Source organism: Paracoccus endophyticus (genome assembly GCF_003286075.1).
Classification (GTDB): domain Bacteria; phylum Pseudomonadota; class Alphaproteobacteria; order Rhodobacterales; family Rhodobacteraceae; genus Paracoccus; species Paracoccus endophyticus.
Window position 1 is genome coordinate 199,613 of record NZ_QLUV01000003.1, and the last position, 26,246, is coordinate 225,858.

The 26,246-nt window shown below is 69.5% G+C and carries 28 protein-coding genes and 1 pseudogene; 11 read left to right on the forward strand and 18 right to left on the reverse strand.

What is annotated here, in order from left to right; translation table 11 throughout:
- Position 1 precedes the first annotated feature (1 nt).
- Together DPQ23_RS05925 and DPQ23_RS05930 are read right to left on the reverse strand one after the other, a co-directional pair.
- Positions 2 to 1,270 carry a hemolysin family protein gene (locus DPQ23_RS05925; protein WP_112873775.1) on the reverse strand — a complete coding sequence of 423 codons (1,269 nt, stop codon included), beginning with the start codon at positions 1,268 to 1,270 and terminating at the stop codon, positions 2 to 4.
- A gap of 3 nt (positions 1,271 to 1,273) precedes the next feature.
- Positions 1,274 to 1,597, reverse strand: a complete 324-nt coding sequence (locus DPQ23_RS05930) for a HesB/IscA family protein (protein ID WP_112873776.1) — start codon at positions 1,595 to 1,597, stop codon at positions 1,274 to 1,276.
- Between the two features lie 162 nt (positions 1,598 to 1,759).
- Between DPQ23_RS05930 and DPQ23_RS05935 the strand changes: the two genes are divergently transcribed.
- The gene (locus DPQ23_RS05935) at positions 1,760 to 2,950 is read left to right on the forward strand and encodes a deoxyguanosinetriphosphate triphosphohydrolase (RefSeq protein WP_112873777.1); all 1,191 of its coding nucleotides are present in this window, start codon (positions 1,760 to 1,762) and stop codon (positions 2,948 to 2,950) included.
- Here the strand turns inward: DPQ23_RS05935 and DPQ23_RS05940 are convergent.
- Positions 2,947 to 3,831: a DMT family transporter gene (locus tag DPQ23_RS05940; protein ID WP_112873778.1), complete on the reverse strand. Its 885-nt coding sequence runs from the start codon at positions 3,829 to 3,831 to the stop codon at positions 2,947 to 2,949. The two genes, DPQ23_RS05935 and DPQ23_RS05940, sit on opposite strands and share 4 nt — an antisense overlap.
- A 94-nt stretch (positions 3,832 to 3,925) precedes the next feature.
- Between DPQ23_RS05940 and DPQ23_RS05945 the strand changes: the two genes are divergently transcribed.
- Together DPQ23_RS05945 and gdhA are read left to right on the forward strand one after the other, a co-directional pair.
- Positions 3,926 to 4,348, forward strand: coding sequence for an OsmC family peroxiredoxin (locus DPQ23_RS05945; RefSeq protein ID WP_112873779.1), 423 nt, complete (start codon positions 3,926 to 3,928; stop codon positions 4,346 to 4,348).
- 198 nt (positions 4,349 to 4,546) lie between these two features.
- On the forward strand, positions 4,547 to 5,896 hold the full coding sequence (gene gdhA, locus DPQ23_RS05950) for an NADP-specific glutamate dehydrogenase (RefSeq protein ID WP_112873780.1): 1,350 nt from the start codon (positions 4,547 to 4,549) through the stop codon (positions 5,894 to 5,896).
- 46 nt (positions 5,897 to 5,942) lie between these two features.
- Here gdhA and DPQ23_RS05955 read toward each other — a convergent pair whose 3' ends face one another.
- Both DPQ23_RS05955 and DPQ23_RS05960 read right to left on the reverse strand, forming a co-directional pair.
- Positions 5,943 to 7,541 carry a peptide chain release factor 3 gene (locus tag DPQ23_RS05955; protein WP_112873781.1) on the reverse strand — a complete coding sequence of 533 codons (1,599 nt, stop codon included), beginning with the start codon at positions 7,539 to 7,541 and terminating at the stop codon, positions 5,943 to 5,945.
- 114 nt (positions 7,542 to 7,655) lie between these two features.
- A complete protein-coding gene (locus tag DPQ23_RS05960) occupies positions 7,656 to 8,408 on the reverse strand; it encodes an NAD kinase (protein ID WP_240602465.1) in 753 nt (250 codons plus the stop codon).
- A gap of 152 nt (positions 8,409 to 8,560) precedes the next feature.
- Between DPQ23_RS05960 and glyA the strand changes: the two genes are divergently transcribed.
- Positions 8,561 to 9,844, forward strand: coding sequence for a serine hydroxymethyltransferase (gene glyA, locus DPQ23_RS05965; RefSeq protein ID WP_112873783.1), 1,284 nt, complete (start codon positions 8,561 to 8,563; stop codon positions 9,842 to 9,844).
- A 90-nt stretch (positions 9,845 to 9,934) separates the two neighbouring features.
- On the opposite strand, the gene DPQ23_RS05970 is transcribed toward glyA, so the two are convergent.
- Positions 9,935 to 10,315, reverse strand: a complete 381-nt coding sequence (locus DPQ23_RS05970) for a hypothetical protein (protein ID WP_112873784.1) — start codon at positions 10,313 to 10,315, stop codon at positions 9,935 to 9,937.
- A 91-nt stretch (positions 10,316 to 10,406) separates the two neighbouring features.
- Here DPQ23_RS05970 and DPQ23_RS05975 point away from each other — a divergent pair, with 91 nt between their 5' ends.
- Entirely contained in the window at positions 10,407 to 11,174 is a 768-nt protein-coding gene (locus tag DPQ23_RS05975) for an alpha/beta fold hydrolase (protein WP_112873785.1), read from the forward strand.
- 7 nt (positions 11,175 to 11,181) lie between these two features.
- Here the strand turns inward: DPQ23_RS05975 and DPQ23_RS05980 are convergent, their stop codons facing one another.
- The 5 genes and pseudogenes from DPQ23_RS05980 to DPQ23_RS05995 form a co-directional block, all read right to left on the reverse strand.
- Positions 11,182 to 11,385, reverse strand: coding sequence for a hypothetical protein (locus DPQ23_RS05980; protein ID WP_112873786.1), 204 nt, complete (start codon positions 11,383 to 11,385; stop codon positions 11,182 to 11,184).
- Positions 11,386 to 11,454: 69 nt separating this feature from the next.
- Positions 11,455 to 11,982, reverse strand: coding sequence for a cytochrome b (locus DPQ23_RS05985; protein ID WP_112873787.1), 528 nt, complete (start codon positions 11,980 to 11,982; stop codon positions 11,455 to 11,457).
- A 69-nt stretch (positions 11,983 to 12,051) separates the two neighbouring features.
- Positions 12,052 to 12,225, reverse strand: a complete 174-nt coding sequence (locus DPQ23_RS16110) for a TraR/DksA family transcriptional regulator (protein ID WP_338067047.1) — start codon at positions 12,223 to 12,225, stop codon at positions 12,052 to 12,054.
- A pseudogene (locus DPQ23_RS16115) lies at positions 12,217 to 12,365 on the reverse strand (TraR/DksA family transcriptional regulator); the annotation flags it as partial. The gene DPQ23_RS16110 and the pseudogene DPQ23_RS16115, both read right to left, overlap by 9 nt.
- A 273-nt stretch (positions 12,366 to 12,638) precedes the next feature.
- Positions 12,639 to 13,163, reverse strand: coding sequence for a nucleoside deaminase (locus tag DPQ23_RS05995; RefSeq protein WP_112873788.1), 525 nt, complete (start codon positions 13,161 to 13,163; stop codon positions 12,639 to 12,641).
- A gap of 222 nt (positions 13,164 to 13,385) precedes the next feature.
- On the opposite strand from DPQ23_RS05995, the gene DPQ23_RS15375 reads away from it, so the two are divergent.
- On the forward strand, positions 13,386 to 14,840 hold the full coding sequence (locus DPQ23_RS15375; RefSeq protein WP_162630650.1) for a P-loop ATPase, Sll1717 family: 1,455 nt from the start codon (positions 13,386 to 13,388) through the stop codon (positions 14,838 to 14,840).
- A 6-nt stretch (positions 14,841 to 14,846) separates the two neighbouring features.
- Here the strand turns inward: DPQ23_RS15375 and lepA are convergent, their stop codons facing one another.
- A complete protein-coding gene (lepA, locus tag DPQ23_RS06000; RefSeq protein WP_112873789.1) occupies positions 14,847 to 16,646 on the reverse strand; it encodes a translation elongation factor 4 in 1,800 nt (599 codons plus the stop codon).
- A gap of 40 nt (positions 16,647 to 16,686) precedes the next feature.
- On the reverse strand, positions 16,687 to 17,529 hold the full coding sequence (locus tag DPQ23_RS06005; RefSeq protein ID WP_240602474.1) for a DMT family transporter: 843 nt from the start codon (positions 17,527 to 17,529) through the stop codon (positions 16,687 to 16,689).
- Positions 17,530 to 17,659: 130 nt separating this feature from the next.
- On the opposite strand from DPQ23_RS06005, the gene DPQ23_RS06010 reads away from it, so the two are divergent.
- Positions 17,660 to 17,848: a heavy-metal-associated domain-containing protein gene (locus tag DPQ23_RS06010; protein ID WP_112873791.1), complete on the forward strand. Its 189-nt coding sequence runs from the start codon at positions 17,660 to 17,662 to the stop codon at positions 17,846 to 17,848.
- On the opposite strand, the gene DPQ23_RS06015 is transcribed toward DPQ23_RS06010, so the two are convergent.
- Positions 17,824 to 18,606 (reverse strand): HAD family hydrolase, encoded by a 783-nt coding sequence (locus tag DPQ23_RS06015; protein ID WP_420818566.1) that lies wholly within the window; start codon positions 18,604 to 18,606, stop codon positions 17,824 to 17,826. The two genes, DPQ23_RS06010 and DPQ23_RS06015, sit on opposite strands and share 25 nt — an antisense overlap.
- Positions 18,607 to 18,761: 155 nt before the next feature.
- Between DPQ23_RS06015 and DPQ23_RS06020 the strand changes: the two genes are divergently transcribed.
- Positions 18,762 to 19,064 carry a hypothetical protein gene (locus tag DPQ23_RS06020; protein ID WP_112873793.1) on the forward strand — a complete coding sequence of 101 codons (303 nt, stop codon included), beginning with the start codon at positions 18,762 to 18,764 and terminating at the stop codon, positions 19,062 to 19,064.
- A gap of 1 nt (position 19,065) precedes the next feature.
- On the forward strand, positions 19,066 to 19,800 hold the full coding sequence (locus DPQ23_RS06025; RefSeq protein ID WP_112873794.1) for an NAD-dependent deacylase: 735 nt from the start codon (positions 19,066 to 19,068) through the stop codon (positions 19,798 to 19,800).
- 82 nt (positions 19,801 to 19,882) lie between these two features.
- On the opposite strand, the gene mnmH is transcribed toward DPQ23_RS06025, so the two are convergent.
- Together mnmH and DPQ23_RS06035 are read right to left on the reverse strand one after the other, a co-directional pair.
- Complete coding sequence (mnmH, locus tag DPQ23_RS06030; RefSeq protein ID WP_112873795.1) at positions 19,883 to 20,992, reverse strand: tRNA 2-selenouridine(34) synthase MnmH; 1,110 nt, start codon at positions 20,990 to 20,992, stop codon at positions 19,883 to 19,885.
- A complete protein-coding gene (locus DPQ23_RS06035; protein WP_112873796.1) occupies positions 20,993 to 21,562 on the reverse strand; it encodes a L,D-transpeptidase in 570 nt (189 codons plus the stop codon).
- Between the two features lie 430 nt (positions 21,563 to 21,992).
- On the opposite strand from DPQ23_RS06035, the gene DPQ23_RS06040 reads away from it, so the two are divergent.
- Together DPQ23_RS06040 and DPQ23_RS06045 are read left to right on the forward strand one after the other, a co-directional pair.
- The gene (locus DPQ23_RS06040) at positions 21,993 to 24,413 is read left to right on the forward strand and encodes a heavy metal translocating P-type ATPase (RefSeq protein ID WP_112873797.1); all 2,421 of its coding nucleotides are present in this window, start codon (positions 21,993 to 21,995) and stop codon (positions 24,411 to 24,413) included.
- Positions 24,410 to 25,063, forward strand: a complete 654-nt coding sequence (locus tag DPQ23_RS06045) for an arylesterase (protein ID WP_112873798.1) — start codon at positions 24,410 to 24,412, stop codon at positions 25,061 to 25,063. Before DPQ23_RS06040 ends, DPQ23_RS06045 begins: the two co-directional genes overlap by 4 nt.
- A gap of 74 nt (positions 25,064 to 25,137) precedes the next feature.
- Here the strand turns inward: DPQ23_RS06045 and DPQ23_RS06050 are convergent, their stop codons facing one another.
- A complete protein-coding gene (locus DPQ23_RS06050; protein ID WP_240602476.1) occupies positions 25,138 to 25,758 on the reverse strand; it encodes a copper chaperone PCu(A)C in 621 nt (206 codons plus the stop codon).
- A 38-nt stretch (positions 25,759 to 25,796) separates the two neighbouring features.
- Positions 25,797 to 26,135: a hypothetical protein gene (locus tag DPQ23_RS06055; RefSeq protein ID WP_112873799.1), complete on the reverse strand. Its 339-nt coding sequence runs from the start codon at positions 26,133 to 26,135 to the stop codon at positions 25,797 to 25,799.
- Positions 26,136 to 26,246 lie beyond the last annotated feature (111 nt).

Consider the following 26,246-nt stretch of genomic DNA (forward strand, 5'->3'; position numbering starts at 1 on the left):
CCTAGTCCGCGCTGGGCGAGGTCACGATCAGCCGGTCGATCCGCATCGCGTCCATGTCGGCCACCTCGACCGTCCAGCCGTCGTGGGTGAAGACGTCGCCCGTGCGCGGGATGCGGTTGATGATGGCCAGCACCATGCCCGCGACGGTGTTGAAATCCCCCTCGGGCACCGGAAACCCGGTTTCGCCGGCGAATTCATCCGCGCTTTCGCTGCCGGCGACCAGCCACGATCCGTCCGCGCGCCGAACGATGTCGGGTTCCTCGCCGTCGCGGTCCACGAAATCGCCGGTGATCGCCTCCAGCAGGTCCATGGCGGTGATGATGCCCTGGAAATGGCCGTATTCGTCATAGACCAGCACCATGCGCGAGGGCGTGGCGCGCATCACCTCGATCACCGACAGCGCGTCGGCGGCGTCCAGCACCGTCGGCGCCTCGCGCATCAGGGCCCTCAGGTCGGGGGCCTCGACCCCGATCAGGTCGCGCAGGGCGACGACGCCCAGGATCTCGTCGGCGGCCCCGTCCGTGACCGGCAGGCGCGAAAAGCGGGCCGCACGCGCCTTGGCCACGATCACCGCGGGCGGGTCGTTCAGGTCGATCGTCTCGACATCGCGGCGCGGCGTCATCATCGCCGCGGCCGAGCGGTCGGCCACGCGCATGACGCCCGCGATCATGCCGCGCTCGCCCTCCATCAGCACGCCGGCCTGCGCGGCCTCGGCGATGGTCATCCGCACCTCCTCGTCGGTGATGGCGCGGTCCGAACTGTCGCGGATGCCGATCAGGCGCAGCGTCAGCCGGCTGAGCGCATCCAGCGCCCACACCAGCGGCGTGCCGATGCGCGCCACCATCCGCATGGCGGGCGCCACGCGCGAGGCGATGCCTTCGGGGTTCGACATGGCGATCTGCTTGGGAACCAGTTCGCCCAGGATCACCGACAGCGCCGTGATCCCGGCCACGACCAGGACCACGCCCAGCGTCTGCGCCAGCCCATGGGGCACGCCCATCCCGACCAGCGTCGTCCCGGCCCGCGCCCCCAGCGTCGCGCCGGACACCGCCCCGGTCAGCACGCCGACCAGCGTGATGCCGATCTGCACCGATGACAGGAACTTGCCCGGCTCGTCCAGCAGCAGCAGCGCGGCCTGCGCCCCGGCGTCGCCCTTTTCAGCCATGCTGGCCAGCCGCGCCGGGCGTGCTGACACCACGGCCAGCTCGGACATGGACAGCAGGCCGTTGCCCACCGTCAGCGCCAGAATCAGCAGAATCTCAAGCCACATGCGTCAGATCGAGAACGAGGTGCCGCAGCCGCACGACGCGCTTGCGTTGGGGTTGTCGATGACGAACCGCGCGCCGATCAGCTCGTCCGACCAGTCGATGGTGGCACCCGACAGGAAAGGCAGCGACACCGGATCGACGACCACGCGCTGCCCCTGCCCCTCAATCACCAGGTCGTCGGGCGCGGGCGCGTCCAGACGGATGTCGTACTGAAATCCCGAGCATCCGCCGCCCAGCACCGCCACCCGCAGGGGCTGGCCGTCGCCGCCCGCGTTGATGTCGGCCAGCCGCGCAAAGGCGCGGGGCGTCACCGTGGGAGGCAGGTTCATGGGGCGTTCCCGTTTCGATTGCGTGTCCCGGAATATAGGATGGACACCGGGTCGTCGCAAGGCGCGCCCGCCCTGCCCCACCCGGCCGGCCGTTCCGCGCGCCCCTCGCCCGCGCGACCCGGCGGCGGCGCGCGGGCGACCCGGACCGGCCAAGGACATCCGATGACCGCGCGTTTCGCCTGCCACCCTGCCGACAGCCGCGGCCGCCGCTTTCCCGAGGAACTGTCCAGCTTTCGCAGTCCCTGGCAGCGCGACCGCGACCGGATCATTCATTCCAGCGCGTTCCGGCGGCTCAAGCACAAGACGCAGGTCTTCGTGGAACAGGACGGCAATGACTATCGCGGCGACTATTATCGCACCCGCCTGACCCACACGATCGAGGTGGCCCAGGTCGCACGCACCATCGCCGGCGTGCTGGGGCTGAACACCGACCTGGCCGAGGCGGTGGCACTGGCCCACGACCTGGGCCACCCGCCCTTTGGCCACACCGGAGAGGATGCGCTGGCCGCGCTGATGGCCCCCCATGGGGGCTTTGACCACAACGCGCAGGCGCTGCGGATCGTGACGCGCCTGGAGCGGCATTACGCGGGCTTTGACGGGCTGAACCTGACGTGGGAGACGCTGGAGGGCATTGCCAAGCACAACGGTCCCGTCACCGGCCCGGCCGGGCCGGGGGGCGACGCCCCGCCGCTGCCCTGGGCGCTGGCCGAGGTGGACGCCGCCTGGGACCTGCGCCTGTCCACCTATGCCAGCGCCGAGGCGCAGGTGGCCGCCGTCGCCGACGACGTGGCCTATAACCACCACGACCTGCATGACGGCCTGCGCGCCGGGCTGTTCACCGAAGCCGACCTGGCCGAGCTGCCGCTGATCGGCCCGGCCTTTGCCGAGGTGGACCGCCTGCATCCCGCCCTCGACCCGATGCGCCGCCGGCACGAGGCGCTGCGCCGGGTGTTCGGCGTCATGGTCGAGGACGTGATCGCCGTGGCGCAGGGCCGGATCGAGGCCGCGCAGCCCGACAGCGCCGACGCGATCCGCGCGATGGACGGCCCGATCATCCGGTTTTCCAAGCCGCTGTACCAGAACCTCAAGGCGATCAAGGGGTTCCTGTTCACGCGGATGTACCGCGCCCCCTCGGTCATGGACGAGCGGGCGCGGGTGACGGCGATGCTGAACACGATCTTTCCGATGCTGCTGGACGACCCGCGCCTGATGCCCCCCGACTGGCAGGCCGAGGCGGCGGCCGCCCCCGACCGCACCCAGCGGGCGCGCGTCGTGCTGGATTATGTGGCCGGGATGACCGACCGGTTCGCGATTGCGGAATACAGCCGCCTGACGCGCGGCCCGCGCCCCTAGCGCAAAAAGATCAGCGCCATTCCCGCGACGGCGAGGAGGGCGCCGGTCCAGCTGGCGGCCGTCGGGCGCTCGCCCGTGACCGCCCACAGGATCGGCAGGATCATCACCGGCGACAGCGCCGACAGCGTGGACACGATGCCGACCTTGCCGCCCTGCAGCGCGAACAGCAAAAGCGTCATGCCCACCACCATGGCCAGCAGGCCCGAGGCCATGATCTGCGCGGCGACCGGCGCGGTCAGCGGGCCGGTGGGGCGAAACAGCCGCAGCCCGGTCGCGCCCAGCGCCGACAGGCAGGCGACCGCCACCGCCACCCGGATCAGCGAGCCGACGACCGGGTCCATCCCCGCCGCCATGGCCGGGCGCGCGATCAGCGACCCGCCCGCCTGCCCCAGGGCCGCCAGCAATCCCAGCGCGACCCCGATCCAGACCGGGCCGCGCACCCGGTCCAAGTGATGCAGCCCCCCGCGCCCCAGCACGCAGACGGCCACCCCCGCCGAACACAGCGCCACCCCGGCCACGCCCTGCGCCGACAGCGTCTCGCCCAGAAACAGCCATCCCAGCAGCGCGGCCAGCGGCGCGTTCATGGCAAACAGCGCTCCCGTGCGGCGCGGCCCCAGCCGCTGCAGCGCAAAGAACAGCACCGTGTCGCCCAGGAAGATCCCGACCAGCCCCGACCAGACCAGCGGCCCGACCCAGTCCGGGTCGATGCCCCGCCAGCGCCCCGTCGCCGCCACCAGCACCGCCAGCAGCCCTGCGACAAAGCCCTGCCGGATCAGGTTGAACCCGAACGGTCCCAGCGCGCGCACCGGCGCCGCCGCCAGCAGGCCGGTCATCGCCCAGCAGACGGCCGCGCCCAGCGCAGCCAGTTCATGGATCGGCATCGCGCGGTCCCCTTTGCCGACGCGCAGCTATCGCCCTTGGTGAACCGGTGCAACGCGCGGCGCGTTGGGCCGCGTCTCAACCACGGAGGACGCGATGATCACCAAGACTGGCTCGGCGACCTGGCAAGGCGGGCTCAAGGACGGACGGGGCACGGTCTCGACCGAGTCGGGCGTCCTTGCCGCGCAGCCCTTCGGCTTTCGGACCCGGTTCGAGGGGCAGCCGGGCACCAACCCCGAGGAGCTGATCGGCGCCGCCCACGCCGCCTGCTTCAGCATGGCGCTGTCGATGATCCTGGCCGAGGCGGGCATCACCGATGTCTCGATCGAGACGACCTCGGCCATCGGGCTGGACAAGGACGGCGACGGCTTTGCCATCAAGACCGCGCATCTGACCACCCGCATCAGCGGCACGGGCGACGAGGCCGCGATCCGCGCCGCCGCCGACAAGGCGAAGGCGGGCTGTCCGGTCAGCAAGCTGCTCAAGGCCGACATCACGCTGGACGCCACCGTCGCCTGACGGCCGGCGCAGGCCGGCCCCCCGGACCTGCACGGCCCCCGCCCGTCGGGGGCCGTGCCGCCCCCCTTGTCCCGTCGCCCGGCGACAGGAATGCCCGCGCTGCCGTGCCGCATTCCGGCGCATTGACGGTGGCGGCCGCGCTAACTATGCGCAGCGGGTGCCGCTTTTTCCGGCATCAGGCGAAAAGGAACCCCGATCATGTCCGACCAGGAGGCCGTGCTGGCCCAGATCACCGCGACCGTCCTGCGGCGCAATCCGGGCGAGCCCGAATTCCACCAGGCCGTCCACGAGGTGATGCACAGCCTCGGCCGGGTTCTGGCCAAGCATCCCCATTACGCCGACAACGCGCTGATCGAACGCATCTGCGAACCCGAACGGCAGATCATCTTCCGCGTGCCGTGGATCGACGATGCGGGCGACGTGCAGATCAACCGCGGCTTCCGCGTCCAGTTCAACAGTGCGCTGGGCCCCTACAAGGGCGGCATCCGGTTCCACCCCTCGGTGAACCTGGGGATCATCAAGTTCCTGGGCTTCGAGCAGACCTTCAAGAACGCGCTGACCACCATGCCCATCGGCGGCGGCAAGGGCGGGTCCGACTTTGACCCCAAGGGCCGGTCGGACCGCGAGATCATGCGGTTCTGCCAGTCCTTCATGACCGAGCTGTGGCGCCATGTGGGCGAATACACCGACGTGCCGGCGGGCGACATCGGCGTGGGCGGGCGCGAGATCGGATTCATGTTCGGCCAGTACAAGCGGCTGACCAACCGCTACGAGGCGGGCGTGCTGACCGGCAAGGGCCTGTCCTACGGCGGCTCGCGCGCGCGCAAAGAGGCGACCGGCTACGGCACGGTGTGGTTCGTGGACAGCATGCTGGCCGCGCGGGGCCAGTCGCTGGACGGGCGCAAGGTCGTCGTGTCCGGATCGGGCAACGTCGCCATCTATGCCATCGAGAAGGTCCAGCAGTTGGGCGGCATCGTCGTCGCCTGCTCGGACAGCGCGGGCTATGTCGTGGACGAGGCCGGGCTCGACCTGGACCTGGTCAAGCAGATCAAGGAGGTCCGCCGCGGCCGGATCAGCGAATACGCCCGTCTCAAGGGCACCGGCACGCATTTCGTGGCCAACGGCTCGGTCTGGGACGTGCCCTGCGCGGTCGCGCTGCCCTGCGCGACGCAGAACGAACTGCACGGCCGCGACGCGCGCACGCTGATCAAGAACGGGGTCGAGGTCGTGGCCGAGGGCGCCAACATGCCCGCCACCCCCGACGCGATCGAGGCGTTCCACAAGGCGGGCGTCCTGTTTGCGCCCGGCAAGGCCGCGAACGCCGGCGGCGTCGCCACATCCGCGCTGGAGATGCAGCAGAACGCCTCGCGCGACAGCTGGACCTTCGAGACGACCGCGACGCGCCTGGAAGGCATCATGCGCACCATCCACGACGAAACCGCCACCACCGCCGAGCAATACGGCGAGCCAGGCAACTATGTCCTGGGCGCCAACATCGCGGGCTTTGTCCGCGTGGCCGAGGCGATGCAGGCGCTGGGCGTGGTCTAAGGGAAACCGACCGGGGCGGCGGCGCCGTCCCGGTCGGTTTCGTGTCTCACACCATCATCTCTTTCGTCGCCGTCAGCTTCAGGTCGGGATGGTCGCGCATCACGCGGTCGATGTCCCATTGCAGGCGCGTCAGATAGACAAGGTCGCCGTCGTGGTCGGTGGCCATGTGCTGCTTGTTGGTGGCGGCGAAGGCTTCGACCTTGTCGCGGGGGCCGGCGACCCAGCGGGCGCTGGTGAACTGCGACGGCTCGAAGCGCACGGGCAGGCCGTATTCCATCTCGATCCGGCTTGCCAGCACATCGAACTGCAGCGCGCCCACGACGCCGACGATGAACCCCGATCCGATGGCGGGCCGGAAGACCTTGGCCGCGCCCTCCTCGGCGAACTGCATCAGCGCCTTTTCCAGATGCTTGGCCTTCATCGGGTCGCCCGCGCGTACGGTCTGCAACAGCTCGGGCGCAAACGACGGGATGCCGGTGAAGCGCAGCGCCTCGCCTTCGGTCAGGGCGTCGCCGATGCGAAGCTGCCCGTGGTTGGGAATGCCGATGATGTCGCCGGCCCAGGCCTCTTCGGCCAGCTCGCGGTCGGCGGCCAGGAACAGGACCGGGTTCGACACCGCCATCGGCTTTTTCGACCGCACGTGCAGCAGCTTCATCCCCCGCTCGAAATGCCCCGACGCGAGGCGGACGAACGCCACCCGGTCGCGGTGCTTGGGGTCCATGTTGGCCTGCACCTTGAAGACAAAGCCGGTGACGCTGTCCTCCTCGGGCGCGATCTGGCGTTCCGCGGCGGTCTGGGGCTGGGGCTCGGGGCCGTACTCGCCGATGCCCGCCATCAGCTCCTTGACGCCGAAGCTGTTGATCGCGCTGCCGAACCAGATCGGCGTCATGTGCCCTTCCAGGAACGACTTGCGGTCGAAGGCGGGCAGCAGCGCGCGCGCCATCTCGACCTCCTCGCGCAGCTTGGCCAGCAGGTCGGCGGGGATATGCTCGGCCAGCTTGGAGTCGTCCAGCCCGCTGATGCGGATCGACCCCGCCACGCGGTTACGGTCGGCGCGGTCCATCAGCTCCAGCCGGTCGTGCAGCAGGTCATAGGTGCCCAGGAACTCGCGCCCCGAGCCGATGGGCCAGCTTGCCGGGGCCACGTCGATGGCCAGGTTTTCCTGGATCTCGTCGATGATCTCGAAGGTGTCGCGGCTTTCCCGGTCCATCTTGTTGCAGAAGGTCAGGATCGGCAGGTCGCGCATCCGGCAGACCTCGAACAGCTTGCGGGTCTGGCTTTCCACGCCCTTGGCCCCGTCGATCACCATGATCGCGGCGTCCACGGCCGTCAGCGTGCGATAGGTATCCTCGGAAAAATCCGAGTGGCCGGGCGTGTCCACGAGGTTGAAGCGATACGGCCCGAAGTCGAACGACATGGCGGATGCCGAGACCGAGATCCCCCGGTCCTGCTCCATCTTCATGAAGTCGGACCGGGTCCGCCGCGCCTCGCCCTTGGCGCGGACCTGTCCGGCCATCTGGATCGCGCCCCCGAACAGCAGGAACTTTTCGGTCAGCGTCGTCTTGCCGGCGTCCGGGTGCGCGATGATCGCAAAGGTCCGGCGGCGGGCGATGTCGGGCGGCAGTTGGGGGCGGTTGTCCAGCATGGACGGCCTTTAGCGCGAGGGCCGCCCTGAGGCAATCGACCCCCCGTTCTTCCTTGATCAAATATCCCGGGGGAGGCCCGCAGGGTCGGGGGCAGCGCCCCCCGTTCTTTGGGGTCAGACGAACTGCTCGCGCATCAGCCGTTCCTCCATCCCGTGGCCGGGGTCGAACAGCATGCGGTGGCTGATGCGCGGCTCGTTGCGGATCTCGACCCAGCGGACGCGCTCGACGGCGGCGGAATCGGCGTCGGCCATGACCGGGCGCTTCATGGGCTCCAGCACCTCGATGCGCACCACGCCCGATTGCGGCAGGATCGCGCCCCGCCAGCGGCGCGGCCGGAACGGGGCGATGGCGGTCAGCGCCAGCACGTCCGAGCCGAGCGGCAGGATCGGCCCGCCCGCCGAATAGTTGTAGGCGGTCGAGCCGACCGGCGTGGCCAGGATCACGCCGTCGCAGATCAGCTCCTCCATGCGGATGCGGCCATCGACGCTGATGCGCAGCTTGGCGGCCTGCGCGCCCGCGCGCAGCAGGCTGACCTCGTTGATGCCCAGGGCGCTGTGCTCCTCGCCCTCGGGCGTGCTGGCCAGCATCGCCAACGGGTGCATGACGGTTTCCTCGGCCGCCCGGATGCGCCGGGGCAGGTCCGCCTCGTCATAGTCGTTCATCAGGAACCCGACCGTGCCGCGGTTCATGCCATAGACCGGCAGCCCCAGGTTCTGGCGTAGCGTGGACAGCAGAAAGCCGTCGCCCCCCAGCGCCACGATCACGTCGGCGCGCGATACGGGCGCCTGGCCATAGCGATGCATCAGCCGCCCCAGGGCGCTGGTGGCGATCTCGGTGTCGTTGGCGGCGAAGTGGATCGCGGTCATGGCCCGCATCCTGCACCCGGGCCGCCGCTTGGCAAGCCTTGGCGGTCGGGCGTCCCCCCGGACGCATTTCCGCGCCGGCGCCGTCGCGTGCATTCTGGAACCATCGGCACAAACGGGCTAACAGCCCCTGTAGACCCGCCGGAGGAGACCCCATGGCCGACAACGCGTTTTTCACCGAGAAGCTGGCCGACCGCGATCCCGCGGTTTTCGACGCCATCCGCAAGGAACTGGGCCGCCAGCGCGACGAGATCGAGCTGATCGCGTCCGAGAACATCGTCTCGCAGGCGGTGCTGGAAGCGCAGGGTTCGGTCCTGACGAACAAATATGCCGAAGGCTATCCCGGCAAGCGCTATTACGGCGGCTGCGAGTTCGTGGACATCGCCGAGACGCTGGCGATCGACCGGGCAAAGCAACTGTTCGGCTGCGCGTTCGCGAACGTCCAGCCCAACAGCGGCAGCCAGGCCAACCAGGGCGTCTTCCTGGCGCTGCTGAAGCCGGGCGACACCATCCTGGGCATGAGCCTGGATGCCGGCGGCCACCTGACGCATGGCGCCAGGCCCAACCTGTCGGGCAAGTGGTTCAACGCGGTGCAATACGGCGTGCGTGAGCAGGACAGCCTGCTGGACTATGACCAGGTCGAGGCGCTGGCCAACGAGCACAAGCCCCAGGCCATCATCGCCGGCGGCTCGGCCATCCCGCGGATCATCGACTTTGCGCGGATGCGGGCCATCGCCGATCAGGTGGGGGCGTATTTCATCGTGGACATGGCCCATTTCGCGGGCCTGGTCGCGACGGGGCTCTACCCCTCGCCCTTCCCGCACGCCCATGTCGCCACCACGACCACGCACAAGACGCTGCGCGGCCCGCGCGGCGGGATGATCCTGACCAACGACGAGACGATCGCCAAGAAGGTGAACTCGGCGATCTTCCCCGGCCTTCAGGGCGGACCGCTGATGCATGTGATCGCCGGCAAGGCCGTCGCCTTCGGCGAGGCGCTGCGGCCGGATTTCAAGGACTATGCCAAAGCCGTTGTGGCCAACGCACAGGCCTTGGCGGACGAGCTGATGAAGGGCGGCCTCGACATCGTCACGGGCGGCACCGACACGCATCTGATGCTGGTGGACCTGCGCCCCAAGGGGGTCAAGGGCAACCACACCGAGGATGCGCTGGGCCGCGCCCACATCACCTGCAACAAGAACGGCATCCCCTTTGACCCTGAAAAGCCGACGGTGACATCGGGCGTGCGGCTGGGCTCGCCCGCCGGCACCACCCGCGGCTTTGGCGAGCAGGAGTTCCGCCAGATCGGCCGCTGGATTGTCGAGGTCGTGGACGGGCTGGCCGCGAACGGCGCCGACGGCAACGCCGCGGTCGAGGCGAAGGTCGCCGGCGAGGTCAAGACGCTCTGCGCGCGTTTCCCGCTGTACCCGGACCTTTAAGACCGGAAGGAAAGCACCCGCCCGCGCGCATCGCCGCGCGGGCCGCTGTACGTCGCGGGTCCCGCGGTGCGCCCGCACGGGCACGGGCCGTTAGACAAGGCCCCGCCAGACCAGCACCCACAGCACGCCCGCCGCCAGCACCATCAGCCCGAACATGACGGCCGCGGTCAGGTTCAGCGCGCCTGCCTGCCAGCGCGCGGCGGTGCCCAGCGGCCGCAGATAGCGGACCAGATCGGCATGGGCGCGGGCGGCGGGGCGGATGTCGATCTGGCGCGCAACCCGGGGGCTGCGCGCCTGCGCCTGCATCTGCGCCAGCAGCCGGGCCGCACGGCGCTGGCGGCGCGGCAATGCGCCGCCGCGACGGCGCAGCATGGTGGCCAGATCGGGCCGCGTGCCCCGCCGCGCGCCGCCCAGGCGCTGCGCCATCAGCTGCGCGACCTCGTCGGCCATCGCGTGCACATCCTCTGTCATCCGACCTCCCGACATCCGTCCCCGCCCGGCATCCGTGCCCGCAGGATAGGGGGCATGGCGGGTCGTTGCCAATGACGCTAGACTGGCCGGCATGACGCTGAACGCCACCCATGCCGGCCCGCCCACCCCCCTGCCCCCCGTGATCGTCGCCCACGGGCTGTTCGGCCAGGGACGCAACCTGGGCGTGATCGCCCGCACGCTGGCCGACACGCGGCGCGTGATCTCGGTCGACATGCGCAATCACGGCGATTCGTTCTGGGACGACGACCATTCCTATGATGCGCTGGCGGGCGATCTGGCGCGCGTCGTGGCCGACTACGGCGGCCCCGCGGACGTGATCGGCCATTCCATGGGCGGCAAGGCGGCCATGCGGCTGGCGACGACGCAACCCGCCGCCGTGCGCCGGCTGGTCGTGCTGGACATCGCACCCCTGGCCTACGGCCACAGCCAGCACGCCGTCATCGACGCGATCGAGGCGGCGGACCTGTCGGGAGTGAGCAGCCGATCGGCCGCCGATGCCGCCTTGGGACGCCATCTGGACGATCCCGGCGTGCGGGCCTTTCTGCTGCAATCCCTGGACGTCAAGGCCAATCCCCCGCAGTGGAAGATGAACCTGGACGTGCTGCGCGAGCAGATGGGCGCGCTGACCGGCTGGCCAGAGGGGGGCACGCCCTTCGACGGGCCGGTTCTGGTCCTGCGCGGTGGCGACAGCGACTATGTGGACGACGACGGGCTGGCGGCGATCGCCCGGCTGTTTCCCAACGCGGTGGTCGAGACGGTGGCCGGCACCGGCCACTGGCTGCACGCCGAGCGGCCGGCCGAGGTCGCCGCCCGCATCGCCGCGTTCCTGAACGACTGAGGGGCGGTCAGTCGCGGCCTTTGCTGGGGTCGGCCTGCTGAAGGCGGCGGGCCACCAGCCAGCTGACCGGGAACCCGCCCAGCGCGCCGACCGCGGCGGACAGCAGGATCGCGCGCGAATCGTAATAGCCAAGCGCCAGCATGATGATCACGCCGATGCCCGCCAGCGTCGGGACCGTGATCAGCGAGATGAACAGGACAAGCCGGGGCATCGCAGACCTTTCTGTGCGGTTTCTGCCTGTCTAGGGCAGGCTGAGGGCGGCGCCTTGATCCAGATCAGCCTAGCGCGGCCGGGCGGGCGGCACATGCTCGACTCCCCGCTCGGGGCGGGTCATGCGGCGGATCAGCCCGTCCTTGCGGATGAACTGGTGATACACCACCCCCGCCAGATGCAGCGCGATCAGCGCCAGCAGCACCGGGGCGGTGCTTTCGTGCAACTCGCCCAGGTTTTCGCTGGGGATCAGATAGGCGGCCAGCCCGACCAGCGGCATCGCGATCAGCACCAGATAGAACAGCCAGTGATTCAGCTTGGACAGCAGCTTGTCCCACTCGGGCGAATCCGCCTTGGGCGGCGGCGCGCCGTGGCTATAGCGTAGCGCCAGCCGCGTCAGCATGAAGATCAGGATCAGGATGCCCGACACGATGTGCCAGACGGCGTTGCCCATGATGGGCCGGTCCTCGCCCGCCTTCAGAAGGGCGTCGAAGTACTCGGCCATCAGGCCGCCCGTCAGCAGCTGGACGACGATCAGGACGACCACGCCCCAGTGAAGCGCGATCTGGATGGCGGAATATCGGGCTGGCTGTCGCATGGGGCTGGCCTTTGTGCCGGGGGTTCAGGCGGGAAATGCCGCAAGCGGCCGGAATGTTCCAAAGCCCGCTCAGGGCGAGCAATTTGCGCAGAACGGCGTGTCGGGCAGCAGTTGCAGCCGCTTGTCCGGGATCGGGTTGCCGCATTGGACGCAGTCGCCGTAGTCCCCGGCCGCGATCCGCGCCAGCGCCGCGTCGATGCGCCGGATCTCGGCCCGGTCGGACTGGCCCAGCGCGGTCAGCACCTCGTCCCCTGCCGTTCGGACGCCGCATCCTCCCAGTCCTTGGGCATGGGATCGTCCAGCTGGTCCTCGATGCGTTCCAGGTTGCCGAGCAGCTCGGCCCGGCGGGCGAGGAGGATGTCCTTGGCGGCGTCTGGGGTCATGGCGGGCCTTCCCTGTCGTGGCGGATGTGCCTTGGTCCAGATCAGCGGCGGCGGTGCGGTTCGTCAAGGCTTAGGGTTGGGGGCGGGGATCGGCCGCAGCCTGCGCGGCGCCCATCCCGCGGGCAAAGGGCGCGGCCCTGCCCGCGCCTGTCCGGCGCCCTGACGGTCATTACCGTGGCGCTTGCGCGGGTTTCGGATCGTTCCCGTGAAGCCCGGATCGGTGCCGCGGACGAACGATTGGCCGCATGGGTCCGTCTGGCGGCGCGGTCCGCCCTAGGCCTGGGCGTGGCGGCGATGCAGGTCGCGCAGCTCCTGCGCAAGCGCGGGCACCGGCCCATCGACCTGCAGGCCGGGCACGACCTGCGCGATCCGCAAGGCGCGGACGGGCGCGGGTGGCGCGCCAAGCTCGGCCATCCAGTCGGCGAGCTGCCGGGCCGAGCTTGCATAGACGATCCGCCCCAGCCCGACCCAGCCATGCGCGGCGGCGCACATCGGGCAATGCTCGCCCGAGGTGAAGACGGTGGCATTGGCCCGCTCCTCCGGGGTCATGTGGCGGGCGGCCCATTGCGCCAGCGCGAGTTCGGGGTGCCGCGTCGCGTCGCCGGTGCCCACGCGGTTCCGATCCTCGGCCAGCACGGTCCCGTCCGCCGCCACAAGGACCGAGCCGAACGGCTGGTCCCCCGCCGCGAGTGCCTCGGCGGCGAGTTCGATGCAGCGGCGGAGGTGGTGGAGGTCGGTGGCGGTGGGGTCATGGGGTGCTTTGGGTGAGTTGGGTTGTGCAACTTTGCCACCAAAGATCTCCTACTATAGCGGTCTTCTTGATGCAGCGCGAGATCGGCGACTTGCAACAGAGGCAAGCTGCAGGCGGTCCGCTAAACGTGCGCACTTTCCATGCACCCTTGTGGCGGGCCAGATGCATACGGAGCACACACCATCTAGCTGCTAGCAGGCTGATGTAACACTCCCTTGAGGTGACGAATGAGCCGTTTATAGTAACCGCCTACGAGAAGAGGAGCAGTGATGCAGAAGTTAAACTTTGATGACGCGACCCTGCGCGAACTCTTCGGAACTGATGCAGCAGAGGACGATGATCCGCAGCGTCTTAAGGCCTATTTTCTTAGAAATAAGGCCTACGAAAACATCCGAGCTCCCCTTCCGCTTCGCATTCTGGTGGGTCACAAGGGGATTGGGAAAAGCGCTCTCCTACGAATGTCCCACCTAGAAGACGAGGAGAGCAGCCAACTAGCTATCTTTGTGCGGCCCAATGACTTGATTCTATCGGACGCTGAAAATATGTCATTCATAAAGAAGATCGACGAATACAAAAAACTAATCCTCCATGCTATTGCACAAAAAGCTTTGGACAAGCTCCACTACTTCGATCCCCAGAGCCGTGCAGGAGCAATAGAGTCGACTGCCAAGCAGCTCATCCACTCTCTTATAGCCAAGGCAAACTCACTTGTAGGCGGCAGCACTGATGATGAAATTCTTCGGCTTAGAAGCGGCTTTTCGAAATCCGGCACAGTAAGCGTCTACATAGATGATCTTGATCGGGGGTGGTCAGCAAGCAGGAATGACATAAACAACATTTCCGCGCTGATTAACGCGGCGCGCGATATCACCAACGAAGACAGCAGGATTCGGATTCGAATTGGACTACGTAGCGATGCCTATTATCTTTTCAGAACTTCGGACGAGAGCACTGATAAGGTCGAAAGTAATGTAGTTCGTCTAAGTTGGAACCGGCACGATATCATAACAGTAATGGCGCTTAGAGTCGCGCACTATTTTCGTAAGAACATTAAATTTGAGGAATTTCATCTGCGCAGTCAGTCGGAGATAACGCGTGAGCTCTTTCCGATCATAGAGGAAAGGTTCAACGTAGGGCGAGGTCACTGGCAGAATGCGCCAATAAACGTTGTTCTTCTTTCATTAAACAGAAATCGCCCGCGAGACTTAGTGAAACTCTTAACTCAAGCTGCTCAAGAGGCTCACCGCGAGAACCACTCTATAATCACTTCTACTGACCTTGAAAGCGTCTTTGGCGAGTATTCCCAAGGCCGCATCACTGATCTGATTCTTGAGTTTCGTTCAGAGCTCCCTGAAATCGAAAAACTACTCTATAATATGCGTCCGAGCGGAAAAACGCAGGAAGCAAAGGATCGGAGGTGGCTCTACACAAACGACCAGCTGGTAACGAAGTTGCACAACATCATGCAGAATCATAACTTTCGGTTTACATCAGGAACCGCCGTCACACCAAAGTCCCTAGCCGAGTTTTTGTACAAGATAGACTTCATCGTCGCCAGGTCCGATGAAGGTGGAAAAACAAAGTGGACATATTTTGATCAAAATAGGATGCTGAAGAGCCAATTTGTCGACTTTGGTTATCATTGGGAAGTACATCCTGCTTATCGTTGGGCTCTACAGCCGAAGTCGGTGCATGAAATCTTGGAAACGATAGCTCTACTTTGAGCGCGCTCACCCATCCATCTTCAACGCCGAGATAAACGCGCTCTGCGGAATCTCCACCTTCCCGAACTGGCGCATCTTCTTCTTGCCGGCCTTCTGCTTCTCCAGCAGCTTCTTTTTCCGTGTGGCGTCGCCGCCATAGCACTTGGCCGTCACGTCCTTGCGCAAAGCCGCCAGTGTTTCGCGCGCGATGACACGGCCGCCGATGGCCGCCTGGATCGGGATCTTGAACATGTGGCGGGGGATCAGGTCCTTGAGCTTTTCCACCATCGCCCGGCCGCGGGCCTCGGCGCGGTCGCGGTGGACCATGATGGACAGGGCGTCCACCGGCTCGTCGTTCACCAGGATCGACATCTTGACCAGGTTGTCCTCGCGGTATTCCGAAATCTGGTAATCGAAGCTGGCATAGCCCTTGGTCACCGACTTCAGCCGGTCGTAGAAGTCGAAGACGACCTCGGCCAGCGGCAGGTCATAGACGACCATCGCGCGCGAGCCCGCATAGGTCAGGTCCAGCTGGATGCCGCGGCGGTCCTGGCACAGCTTCAGCACGTCGCCCAGGTATTCGTCGGGAACCATGATCGTGGCCTTGATCCGCGGCTCCTCGATATGGTCGATCAGCATCACGTCGGGCATGTCGGCGGGGTTGTGCAACTCGCGCACCTCGCCGTCCTTCATGTGCAGCTTGAACACCACGCTGGGCGCGGTGGTGATCAGGTCCAGGTCGTATTCGCGTTCCAGCCGGTCGCGGATGACCTCGAGATGCAGCAGGCCCAGAAAGCCGCAGCGGAAGCCAAAGCCGAGCGCGGCCGAGGTTTCCATCTCGGAACTGAAGGACGCGTCGTTCAGCGCCAGCTTCTCGATCGCGTCGCGCAGGGCGTCGAAGTCGTTGGCGTCCACCGGGAACAGCCCGCAGAACACCACCGGCTGCGCGGGCTTGAAGCCGGGCAGCGCCTTGTCCGTGCCCTTGCGCTCGTGGGTGATCGTGTCGCCCACGCGCGTGTCGCGGACCTGCTTGATGGACGCGGTGAAGACGCCGATCTCGCCCGGACCCAGTTCCGCGATGTCCACCATCTGCGGGGTCAGCACGGCCAGCTTGTCGATGCCGTAGACGGCGCCGGTCTGCATCATGCGGACCCGGTCGCCCTTGCGGATCACGCCGTCCATGACGCGGATCATCACGACGACGCCCAGGTAGGCGTCATACCAGCTGTCCACCAGCATCGCCTTCAGCGGCGCCTCGCGCGTGCCCTTCGGCGCGGGCAGGCGGTGGACGATGGCCTCCAGCACGTCGGGGATGCCCAAGCCCGTCTTGGCGCTGATCGGGATGGCGTCGCTGGCGTCGATGCCGATCACGTCCTCGATCTGCGCCTTGACGCGGTCGGGCTCGGCCGCGGGCAGGTCGATCTTGTTCAGGACCGGCACGATCTCGTGCCCCGCGTCGATGGCCTGATAGACGTTGGCCAGCGTCTGCGCCTCGACCCCCTGCGTCGCGTCCACGACCAGCAGCGACCCTTCGACGGCGCGCATGGAGCGGCTGACCTCATACGCGAAATCGACGTGGCCGGGGGTGTCGATCAGGTTCAGCACATAGGTCTGCCCGTCCTTCGCCGGATAGCTGATGCGGACGGTGTTGGCCTTGATGGTGATCCCCCGCTCGCGCTCGATGTCCATGCTGTCGAGCATCTGCTCCTTCATGTCGCGGTCGGCGACGGTGCCGGTGGACTGGATCAGCCGGTCCGCCAGGGTGGATTTGCCGTGGTCGATATGGGCCACGATCGAGAAGTTGCGGATCAGGGAAAGCTGGGTCATGCGCCGGGCTATACAGGGCGGTCCCGGTTGCGAAAAGGGGTCAGGAACGCCGTCCGCGCCGCAGTTCGCGCCACATGGCGAACCCGCCCGACCCGCAGATCACGGCGGCGCCGGCCAGCGTCACCGCATCCGGCCGCTCGGCAAAGACCAGGACCGCCAGAACCAGCGCGAACACCAGCCTTGTATAGCGGAAGGGCGCGACCATCGACGCCTCGCCCACGCGGGTCGCCATCACCATCATGGCATAGCCCGCGACGCCCACGCCGATGCAGGCGGCAAAGGTCGCGACCTCGGCGCCCGTGGGGCGCAGCAGGGGCGTGCCCTGCGCCGCGGCCAGGACCAGCCCGGCCGGGGCCAGCACCCCGAAGGCCGAGGCCGACAGCTGATGCGAGGGAACGTGCCGCGGCATCCGGCGCGTGGACAGGTCGCGGATCGCCAGCCCCGCGACGGCCACCAGCGCCAGCACCGACGCAGGCTGGAACGCCGACAGGCCGGGCCGGATGATCGCCACCACCCCCGCAAAGCCGATCAGGATCGCCAGCCACCGCCGCCAGCCCACGCGTTCGCGCAGAAACAGCGCAGCGCCCAGCACCAGCGCCAGTGGCAGGGCCTGCAGGATCGCCGACGCCGAGGCGAGGTCCGTCAGCGCCACCGCCGACACAAAGGACAGCGTGCCCAGCGTCTCGCCCGCGTTGCGCAGGACGACCACGGGCCGGATCAGGTCGCGCGTCAACATCCGCCCGCCCTGCCGCGCCAGCAGCATCCAGAAGATGCCCAGCCCCAGCACGCCGATGGTGGCCACGATCTGGCCCACCGGCAGGCGCTGGGCCAGCAGCTTGATCCCCGCATCCTCCAGCGCGAACATGGCCATGGCGCCGGTCATCAGCCCGGCCGCGCGCAGGTTGCCGCCCGCAGACAAGGGGGCAAGGGCCGTCGGGCAAGGGGTGCGGGGCTGGCTCATCCCGCCGGCGATGCTAGAGTCCGCCCACTGCGTCAAGCGCGAAAGGCACACCATGAAGTTCCGAGTCGACGACATGACCTGCGGCCACTGCACCGCCGCGATCGAGACCGCCATCAAGGGCGCGGGGGGCACCGCATCCGCCGACCTGTCCAGCAAGACCGTCACGGTCGGGGGGCTGGGCACCGCGCGCGCGGCCGAGCTGATCCGCGACGCGGGCTATACCCCCCAGCCGCTGGACTGAAGCCGCCGCACCAGCGTCGGCAGTTCGGTCAGGCTGGCCAGCCGGTGGAACCTGGGGCTGTCGGGGTCGTCGGCCTGTTCATGCGCCCAGCCCAGCTCGTGGGGCACATGGACGCCGATGCCCCCCAGCGCCAGCACCGGCAGCACGTCCGACCGCATGGCGTTGCCCACCATCAGCAGGTCTGCGGGGGCGACATCGGCACGGCGCAGGATGCGGGCATAGGCCTCGGGCGTCTTGTCCTGCACGATCTCGATCCGGTCGAACAGCGGGGCGAGGCCCGAGGCGGCGATCTTGCGTTCCTGGTCCAGCACGTCGCCCTTGGTGATCAGCCACAGGCGATGCTCGCGCAGCGCCGTCAGCGCGTGGTCCACCCCCGGCAGCAGCCGCACCGGATGGCGCAGCATCTGCTGGCCCAGCGCCAGCAGCCGCCCCACGGTGGGACCGGGCAGGTCGCCGTCCGTCAGCTCCAGCGCGGTCTGGATCATCGACAGGGTAAAGCCCTTGATCCCGTATCCGTAGAGGTCGAGGTTGCGGATCTCGGTCTCATGCAGGCGCGCGCGGACGGTGGCGGCGTCCGCGTGTCCCGCCAGCAGGGCGACGAAATCGTCCTGCGTCAGGTGGAAGAACGTCTCGTTTTCCCACAGCGTGTCGTCGGCGTCGAAGGCGATGGTCAGCATGGCCCCGGGGATAGCACCGCCCGCGGCGGCGGCAAAGGGGCCGATTCGCGCGGGCGGGGGCGGCCCGACAGGCGCAGCCACATCATCTTGCGGCGGCCAGGGCGTATAGTCGCAGATATGCGATCGACGCGCGTTTGTTGCCTGTTAACCGCTCTGGTATACTGTGGCCAAGCCGGCGGGTGCGACCGGCAGGGGACGACTGCCGCCAAGGCAGCCTGGGGACGAGGAGAGTGAACATGCTGAAACCCGTGGTCGTCGTGGCCGCCGTGATCCTGACCGCGCCGCTGGCCGTGGCCGGGCCGATCGACAACGCCTGCGTGCGCTCGGACCGGGGGGCGCGCAACGCGCCCCTGTGCGGATGCATCCAGCAGGTCGCCGACATGACGCTGTCGCGCAGCGACCAGCGCCGCGCGGCGGTGTTCTTCCGCGACGCACAACTCGCGCAAGAGGTGCGGATGTCGAAAACCGCCGCCGACAACGCATTCTGGGCGCGCTACAAGACATTCGCCGCCACGGCCGAGGCGTATTGCACCCGCTGAGATGACGGTGACGCCCGCATCCCGCCGCGGCCCGGGCCGGGCGCCCGACCGCATCGTCGTGCTGACCGGGGCTGGACTGTCCGCCGAAAGTGGCATTCCCACCTTCCGCGACGGCGACGGCCTGTGGGAACGCCACCGGATCGAGGATGTGGCCACGCCCGAGGCGTTCGACCGCGACCCCGCGCTGGTGCTGCGGTTCTACGACATGCGCCGCGCCGCTGCGGCCACGGCGCAGCCGAACCCGGCCCATGCCGCGCTGGCGCGCCTGTCGCACCACCCCGGCGTGACCCTGGTCACGCAGAACATCGACACGCTGCTGGAACGCGCGGGCGCGCGCGACGTCATCCACATGCACGGGCGCATCGACGGCGCGCTGTGCGCGGCCTGCGACCATCGCTGGACGGCGCCCGCCGCCATGGCGCCGGCGGACCCCTGCCCCGCCTGCGGGCGCCCGCGCACGCGCCCGGACATCGTGTGGTTCGGCGAGATGCCGTATCACATGGACCAGATCGAGCAGGCGCTGGCCCGGGCGCAGCTGTTCGCGGCCATCGGCACGTCAGGGCAGGTCTATCCGGCGGCGGGCTTTGTCGATTTCGCCCGCGCCGTGGGGGCCGAGACGGTCGAGTTGAACCTGGTCCCCACCGACGACGCCCTCGACCGGTTCGACGCCAGCATCGCAGGCCCGGCGGGCCGGACCGTACCCGCCTGGGTCGAGGGGCTGATCGGCCCCGGCTGATCGGCACGCACGGCGGCGGCGCGTATCCAAGGTGCCCTGCCCGCCGCACAGGCCCGGGTCGGCGCCAACGCACGGCGGACGGCTATTCCGGCCCCGTCTGCGGTCCGGCGCCCGGGGTCGGCGCGTCCTGCGCCGCCATCCTGTCCGCCACGCCCTCGACCAAGGCCGCCACCCGATCAAGCCCCGCGGCATCCAGCGCGGGCGCGTCGATCACCGCGACCTCGCGCTCGGCATAGCGCTCGCGGTGCTTGCGATAGCGCGGGTCATAATGGTCGCGCATCAGCCCCTCGGCCAGGGCGCCCCAGTCGCCCCGGTCGGCCATCGCCGCCCAGTCCGCGATGCGGTCCGCCGGATGCAGCCGCGCCAACTGCGCCACCGTGTCGGCGACGCGTCCCGGTTCGGCGACGGCCTCGGCATAGGACCCGGCGGTATAGGCGGCGCGCGCCGAAAGGGGTGCGTCCAGCCTCAGGCGCGGGGCGGCGCACAGGGCCTTCCAGACCGCGCGGGGCAGCCCGCGATCGCCGATGCGCGAGCTTTCCGCCTCGACCACGACCGGCCGGGCCGGGTCCAGGCCGGCCAGCGCCATGGCCAGATGCGTCTCGAACATCTTCTGCGAGGGCTGGCCGCCGGGCATCGCGCCGAACAGGCTGCCGCGGTGGTTGGCCAGCCCCTCGAGATCGACGACCTGCACGCCGCGCGCGGCCAGCCGATGCAGGACCGCGGTCTTGGCCGATCCGGTGTTGCCGTCCAGAACCACGACCGGCGCGCCAAAGCCGCGCCGTTCCACCTGATCGACGATCAGCGCGCGCCACGTCTTGTAGCCGCCCTCCAGCCGGCTGACCCGCCAACCGATCTGGTCCAGGATGGTGGCGAAGGCGCCCGACCGCTGGCCGCCGCGCCAGCAATAGACCAGCGGCCGCCATCCGCCGCCACGGTCGCGCAGCGGGCCCGCGATGTGGCGGGCGGCGTTCGCCGCGACCAGCGCGCCCCCGATCTTGCGGGCATCGAAGGGCGAGACCTGCTTGTAGATCGTGCCGACCTCGGCCCGCTGGGCGTCGTCAAGCACGGGCAGGTTGATCGCGCCGGGCAGATGATCGTCCGCGAACTCGGCCGGCGAGCGCACGTCGATGATGTCGTCGAACCCCGCCGCCGCCAGGTCGCCCAGCGCGCCGGGCCGGAACGCCGTCGGCAATCAGTACACGTAGACGGGCGTGCCGAGGGCCACCTGGTCGTACAGGGCCATCACCGCCTCGTTGCGCATGCGGATGCAGCCGTTCGACACCGACCGCCCGATCGACCCCGGGTCGGTCGTGCCGTGGATGCGGATCGCGGTGTCGTTGCCGTTTGCGGTGTGCAGGTAAAGCGCCCGCGCACCAAGCGGGTTCTCGGGTCCGCCCGGCATCCCGTTCTCGTATTTCTTGTACTGCTCGGGCTTGCGCTGGATCATCGCGGGCGTGGGCTTCCAGCTGGGCCATTCGGTCTTGCGGCCGACCAGCGCGCGTCCCTTCCAGACCAGCTCGTCCTTGCCCACGGCAACGCCGTACCGGATGGCGCGTCCCGGCGCGATGACATGATACAGGAAGTAGTCCTTGGACACGACGACGATCGAGCCCACCTCGAACCCGTCGCGGATCGCGACCTCGGTCGGCGCATAGGGGTCGGCGGCCCGGACGGCCTTTTTCACTGGCGCGGCCTGCGCCAGCAGGGCCTGCGGCGCGGCCAGCAGCGGCAGGGTCAGCATCAGGATCTGGCGGCGGTTCATGGGACTGTCCTCGTCGCGGCGTTTCTTGTCTGACCCTCGCGCTAGCCGTTCGGGGGGCCGGTTTCAACTCAAAGCGGCGTGAATCGGCCGGCCGCCGCTTGCGCCGCCTGCGTGGCGGCCACATATCCCGTGGTGGAAGGAGCCGTCATGCCCTGCTGTTCTCGCCCGTCCGCCGTGCCCCCCGCACCGCCTCGCCCGCCGCGGCGGGCCGCCGTGCGTCCGGCGCATGACTGCAACGGCCGTGGCGGACGGGGCTGCCGCTGCTTTCCGCGCGGCCGGCGCGTGACGGCGCGCACCGCGCCGGTCCATCCGCCCGTCCAACTGGCGCCGCCGCGCCCGCACGAGGCCGCGGCCCGTCCGCCGGGCCGGCCGCAGGCGCCGCCCCGGCCCCTCTTTGTCCGCAACGCAAGTTCCGATCAAAGAGGATTCCATGACACAACACATCGAACTTCAGCTTGAAGGCCTGAGCTGCGCGTCCTGCGTCGGCCGTGCCGAACGTGCCCTGACGGCCGTTCCGGGCGTGTCCGGCGCATCCGTCAATCTGGCCACGCACAAGGCGCGGATCACGCTGGACGACCGCGCGGCCCTTGGTCCCGCGACCGAGGCGCTGGCCCGGGCCGGCTATCCCGCCGCGCTGGCCACCACCCGCCTGACGGTCGAGGGGATGACCTGCGCGTCCTGCACCGGCCGGGTCGAGCGCGCCCTGACCGCCCTGCCCGGCGTCGCCTCGGCCGCGGCAAACCTTGCGACGCGCTCGGTCAGCGTCACGCACGCGCCCGGCGTGACGCCGGCGGCGCTGGCGGGGGCGGTGACGCGCGCGGGCTATGCGGCCACGCTGCCCGACGCGGGCGTCACGCCGCCCCCCGCCGGCCCCGACGAGGTCACGCGGCTGCGGCGCGGCGTCGTGCTGTCGGCGGTGCTGACCCTGCCGCTGTTCATCCTGGAAATGGGCGGGCATCTGTATCCCCCCTTTCACCATGCGCTGATGGGGGCGGTCGGCACGCAGGCGCTGTGGACGGTCCAGTTCGTGCTGGCGCTTGCCGTGCTGGCCGGACCCGGGCGGATCTTCTTCGCCCACGGCCTCCCCGCCCTGCTGCGCGGCGCGCCCGAAATGAACAGCCTTGTCGCCCTCGGCTCGGGGGCGGCGTTCCTGTATTCCACCGTCGCGACCTTTGCGCCCGGCCTGCTGCCCCCCGACGCCCGACACGTCTATTACGAGGCCGCGGCCGTCATCGTCACGCTGATCCTGCTGGGCCGCTGGCTCGAGGCACGCGCGCGCGGCCAGGCCGGCCAGGCTATCCGCCGCCTGGTCGAACTGGCCCCCGCCGAGGCGCAGGCGATCCGCGGCGGCGTGCCCGTCACCGTGCCGGTGGCCGAGCTGGTCCCCGGCGACCTGGTGCAGCTTGTCCCCGGCGAACGTGTGGCGGTGGACGGCGAGGTGGTCGAGGGCACGGGGTCCGTGGACGAATCCATGCTGACCGGAGAGCCGCTGCCCGTCGCCAAGGCCCCCGGCGCGCGCATCACCGGCGGCACGCTGAACGGCCCCTCGGCCCTGACCTATCGCGTCACCGCCACCGGGGCCGACACCGCGCTGGCCCGGATCGTTCGTCTGGTCGAGGACGCGCAGGCCGCCAAGCTGCCGGTGCAGGCGCTGGTGGACAAGGTCACGCGGGTCTTCGTGCCCGTGGTGATGGCGCTGGCGGTGCTGGCCTTCGGGCTGTGGCTGGCGTTCGGCCCCGATCCGGCCCTGCCGCACGCGCTGGTGGCCGCGATTTCGGTCCTGATCATCGCCTGCCCCTGCGCCATGGGGCTGGCGGTGCCGATGTCGATCATGGTCGGGACCGGGCGCGGGGCGGAACTGGGCATCCTGTTCCGGCGCGGCGACGCGCTGCAACGGCTGGCGGGCGCCCGCACCGTCGCGTTCGACAAGACCGGCACGCTGACCCGGGGCCACCCCGCGCTGGTCGCGCTCGAGACGGCCGGGCTTGAACGGACCGAGGTGCTGCGCCTGGCCGCGGGGGCCGAGGCGCGGTCCGAGCATCCGCTGGCCGCCGCCGTGCTGACCGCGGCACGGGCCGAGGGGATCGCGCCGCCCGCCGCGCAATCCGTCGCCGCGCAGGCCGGCCACGGGCTGACTGCCACCGTGGACGGACGCGCCGTGCTGATCGGCAACGCCGCCGCGCTGGACCGGGGCGGCGTCGCGCCCCACCCGGCGCTGATCGCGCGGGCCGAGGCGCTGTCGGCCGACGCCGCGACCCCGGTGCATGTCGCGGTCGATGGCCGCCATGTGGCCGTCATGGGCATGGCCGACCCGGTGCGCGACACCTCGGCCGCGGCCGTCGGCGCGCTGCACGACATGGGGCTGCAGACGGCGATGATCTCGGGCGACGTGCCTGCTGCGGCGCAGGCGGTCGGCCGACGGCTTGGGATCGACCGCGTGGTCGGCGGTGTGCTGCCCGCGGGCAAGCTGGACACGATCCGCGCCATGGGGCCGGGCAGCGTCTTTGTGGGCGACGGCATCAACGACGCCCCCGCGCTGGCCGCCGCCGAAACCGGCATTGCCATCGGCACCGGCACCGATGTCGCCATCGAGGCCGCCGAGGTTGTGCTGTCGTCGGGCGATCCGGCAGGGGTTTCCCGCGCCATCCGCCTCAGCCGCGCGGTGATGCGCAATATCCGGCAGAACCTGTTCTGGGCCTTTGCCTACAACGTGGCGCTGATCCCGGTGGCCATGGGGGCGCTGGTCCCCTTTGGCGGGCCGCAGCTGTCGCCCATGCTGGGCGCGGGCGCCATGGCGCTGTCGTCGGTCTTTGTCGTGACCAACGCCCTGCGGCTGCGGCGCTTTGCATGAGGGCGCTGGCCGCGCTGCTGCTGTGGCTGGCGCTGCCCGGCTGGGCCGACGCGCCGCGCATCCTGATGCTGGGCGACAGCCTGACGGCGGGGTTCGGATTGCCCGCCGGCCAGTCGCTGCCCCGGCAACTGGAACGCTGGCTGGCCGACCGGGGGACGCCCGCCACCATCATCAACGGCGGCCTGTCCGGTGACACCAGCTATGGCGGACGGGTCCGCATCGGCCCGGCGCTGCGCCGCCACCAGCCCGACGCCGTGATCGTCGAGCTGGGCGCGAACGACATGCTGATGCGCCTGCCGCCTGACCGGACCCGCGCCAACCTGGCGGCGATCCTGTCGCGCGCGGCGGCCGGGGGCCGGCCGGTCCTGCTGGTGGGCATCGGCGCGCCGACACGGGACCGGGCGCTGCGGGCGCGCTGGGCGGCGATCTGGCCCGCGCTGGCCCAGGACAGCGGCGCGCGGCTGATGCCGGACCTCTATGCCCCGATCACCGCCGTTCCGCCGGCGGCCCGCGGACCGCTGCTGCAGCGCGACGGCCTGCACCCCTCGGCCAGCGGCACCGCGGCACTGGCCCACGCCCTTGGACCGCATGTCCAGGCACTGATCGCCGGCATGGCGAACGGCGGGACCGCGGCGGACATCCCGCGCTGAGGGCGGGCGCGGGCTACCCTGCCGGCAGGGGAACCGGCCCGAGGCTTGCCCCGGCCGGCCCCGCCCGCGGGCCGTCAGTTCGCAGGCCGGCCGTGCATCATGCCGTGCCCATGCCCCATGGCGGGCGCGGCCCCCATCCCCGGCGCGGCACCGGCGCCGGCCCCGTTATCCACGGGAACCGTGACCGGAACCTGGCCGCAGTTCCCCAGATCCAGCACCATCTCGACGCTGTCGCCATCGGCCAGGGGGCGCCGCAGGCCCAGGAACATCACGTGGTCGCCACCGCGGGCCAGCGTATGGGTCCCGTTTGCGGGCACCGTCAGGCTATCGATCTTCATCATCTTCATCACCCCGCCGTCGTCCTTGTGGGTGTGCAGTTCGACCAAGTCGGCCACGTCCGAGGTGACGCCGGTCAGCGTGCAGGCGGTCGCGCCGCTGTTCGTCAGGGTCATGAAGGCCGCCCCGGTGCGGGGGTTGGCCGAACGCGCATGGGCATCGGACACGGTGACGACCGACGCCGCGGGCGCCGGGGCCGCGACGGCCGCGGGGGTGGTGGCCGCGGCGGGGGTGGTGGCCGCGGCCAAGGTCAGGACCTCGGGTCCGCGGGCCGTGGTGGCCGCGTCATGGGCGGCGCAGGCCAGCGCCGAAAGGGGCAGAAGGGCCGCCAGCGCGGCGGTGCTGAGAATCATGTTCATGTCGGTCGCTTTCGATAAGGGGGAACGTGCGTGGCGGCTCAGGCCTGCGCTGGCGGTCCCCGCCCCTGCCGGGGCCGCAGCCCCGACCCCGTCCGTTCCACCCGGGCCGCGACGTCCGCCCGCCGTGCCCCGCCCTGCGGCGGCACGACCTGCGGCGGCGGCAGCGCGACCGCGGAGAGCAGCGACAGCGCCATGTCGGGACAGATCATGGCGCGCTGGACCGGGTGCCCATTGGCATCGACGACCTGCACCGTCACCGCGCCGCCCGCGCAGAGCACGACCTGTCCGGCCACCCGCGCCTGACCGCGCGCGGCGCCCAGCGACAGGCCGGTGACGACCAGCAGCAGAATCAGCGAAAGATGCAGCGCGCGTCCCATCCCGGACAGGACTAGCGCGCCCGAAGCCCCCTTGCAAACCGCCGCTGGCCGGCCCGCCGTCCCGCAAACGCCAAAGACCCCGCCGGCAAGGGCGGGGCCGAGGATGAAGCC